The organism is Microbacterium sp. CPCC 204701 (genome assembly GCF_004010105.1).
GTDB lineage: Bacteria > Actinomycetota > Actinomycetes > Actinomycetales > Microbacteriaceae > Microbacterium.
This window is the reverse complement of record NZ_RRYE01000461.1, coordinates 1-2,095: the sequence shown is the minus strand read 5'-3', so window position 1 is coordinate 2,095 and position 2,095 is coordinate 1. Positions and strand designations below refer to the sequence as shown.

At 73.3% G+C, this 2,095-nt stretch carries 2 protein-coding genes, 1 pseudogene and 1 riboswitch; of the genes and pseudogenes, 1 reads left to right on the top strand and 2 read right to left on the bottom strand.

Translation table 11 applies throughout. The annotated features are described in order from the left end of the window. Positions 1 to 915 (bottom strand): energy-coupling factor ABC transporter ATP-binding protein (locus EIO58_RS16795; RefSeq protein ID WP_240658962.1); only part of this gene is annotated, 915 nt, incomplete at its 3' end. A gap of 3 nt (positions 916 to 918) precedes the next feature. Then, entirely contained in the window at positions 919 to 1,560 is a 642-nt protein-coding gene (locus EIO58_RS16790) for an ECF transporter S component (RefSeq protein WP_127820430.1), read from the bottom strand. Next, a riboswitch (TPP riboswitch) is annotated at positions 1,551 to 1,662 on the bottom strand. Its footprint overlaps the gene before it by 10 nt. 59 nt (positions 1,663 to 1,721) lie before the next feature. On the opposite strand from EIO58_RS16790, the pseudogene EIO58_RS16785 reads away from it, so the two are divergent. Continuing rightward, a pseudogene (locus tag EIO58_RS16785) lies at positions 1,722 to 2,095 on the top strand (D-alanyl-D-alanine carboxypeptidase); the annotation flags it as partial.

Below are 2,095 nucleotides of genomic sequence, written 5' to 3'. Positions count from 1 at the left end.
GGAGCCGTTCGGTCCGGTGATCGCCAGCGCCGTACCCGCTCGCACGTCCAGATCGATGCCTCGCGCGACCGGGTGGCCCTTCACGCGCTCGACCGCGAGATCGCGCGCGCTCAGCAGCGGACCGCCGCCGCCCGAGCGTGGCGGCGCCGGATGCGCGGGCGGGATGCCGGGCACCCACACACCCGCTGCGGCGAGCTCAGCGCCCCGGTCCCGGAGGACCGTGTCGGGGGAGCCGTCGGCGATCACACCGCCGTCGCCGAGCACGATGATCCGCGACACCAGCGGCAGCCACACGTCGACGCGATGCTCGACGACGACGAGGGTCGCCCCGGTCGCCGCGAGCATCGCCGTCACGGCCTCGCGCACCTCGGCGACGCCGCCGGGGTCGAGGTTCGCGGTCGGCTCGTCGAGGAGGAGCAGTCCCGGGCGCATCGCGTGGGCACCCGCGAGCGCCAGCCGTTGTTTCTGGCCACCCGAAAGGGCCTTGGTCGGGCGACCGAGCGGCACGTCGAGACCGACCGCGGCCAGCGCCTCGTCGACGCGACGCCAGATCTCGTCGCGCGGCACGCCGAGGTTCTCGCACCCGAACGCGACGTCGTCGCCGACGCGCGCAAGGATCACCTGTGAGTCCGGGTCCTGCAGCACGAGCGCGGCCCGGCCGCGCGTCTGCGCCGCCGGCATCCCATCGATCAGGAGCGAGCCCTCGGACTCACCCTCCTCGTCGCCGCCGAGCACGCCCGCCAAGCCGTGCAGCAGCGTCGACTTGCCCGAGCCCGAGGCGCCGAGCAGCAGCACGCGTTCGCCGGAATCGATGCGGAACGAGGCATCCCTCACCGCCCACGCGTGACGCGACGCGTGCCGCCATCCCCACCCGCGCGCCTCGACGGCCGTGGGCGGGGACTCGCCACGGGTCACGGACTAGACGCGGGCTCGGGCGTCACGGCCTGATGCGAAGCGGTCGAGCGCACCGGTCGCGGCCAGGCCGCGCGCGATGAGCCACGACCCTGCGCCCGCGATGGCCGCGCCCGAGAGCACGGTGCTGGCGAGATACACGGTGGTGAAGAGCGCGTCGGCGCCGGCGAACCACAGGATCAGGTTGTTGATGCCGCCGGCCAGCGCCGCCCCCGCGCCGGCCAGGATCGCGACGGGCAGACTCCAGCGGCGGTAGAAGAACAGAAGGAAGATCAACTCGGCGCCGAGCCCCTGCACGAGGCCTGCCTCGATCGTGAGGAAGCCGCCCCACGTGTTGCCGACGAGGGCCGACACCACGGCGGCGAGCGTCTCGGTGTAGATCGCGGCGCCGGGCTTGCGGATGATGAGGGCGCCGAGGACTCCCGCGAACAGCCACGGCCCGTCGAGCAGGCCCTGCAGGCCCGGCGTGAGCGGCTCGAGGAGCGCCTTCGGCCCCAGGTACCCGATGTTCCACAGCAGGAAGATGAGCCCGGCGGCGACGCCGACGACACTGGCGACGACGATGTCGACGACCCGCCAGCGGATGCTGCGCGGGGGGCGCTGCGCATCGGATTTCTGCGAGGTGCGTACGGACGTGGACGCGTGCATATGAACTCCTCCCTGCGCCGGCATGATCCGGATCAGGTTCGACGGTCGAAGCGTGGGTCGCTTCCTCTCAGCCCGGCTCACCGGACTCCCGTGGTTGTGGCCTTCAGTATAACGCCGCCGACCCGGGGTATCGTGGCCGAGTGCCCCTCGACGATGCCTCAGTGCCGACGCGCCGTGAGCGTCGCGCGCAGTCAGGCGCGGTTCCGGTGCAGCACGACTCGCCCGAGAGCGGCATCCTCACACTCGACGAGGAGGCGGCGGATGCCGCGCGCGTGAGCGCTGCCACCGGGCCGGGCGACCTGGTCTCGAAGCCGTCGACGGTCGCCGCGACACCGCTGGCTCCCTCGGGATCCTCGACAACTCCGACCCCGGCGCAGCCCACATCGGCGCCGACGGCTCTGGCCTGGGTGGACGACCGCTCGATCGGGCGCGTCGCCGCGCCCGGCGACCTCACCGCCGCGGCGAGCCCGTACGTCACCGTCGACGTCGACCTGCTCGCCGATGCGCCGCGACGATCGCCGCTGCGAGCCGGCGT

Coding starts and splice junctions, on each gene's coding strand:
- EIO58_RS16790 (WP_127820430.1), bottom strand. CDS start 1,560: ATGCACGCGTCCACGTCCGTACGCACCTCGCAGAAATCCGATGCGCAG.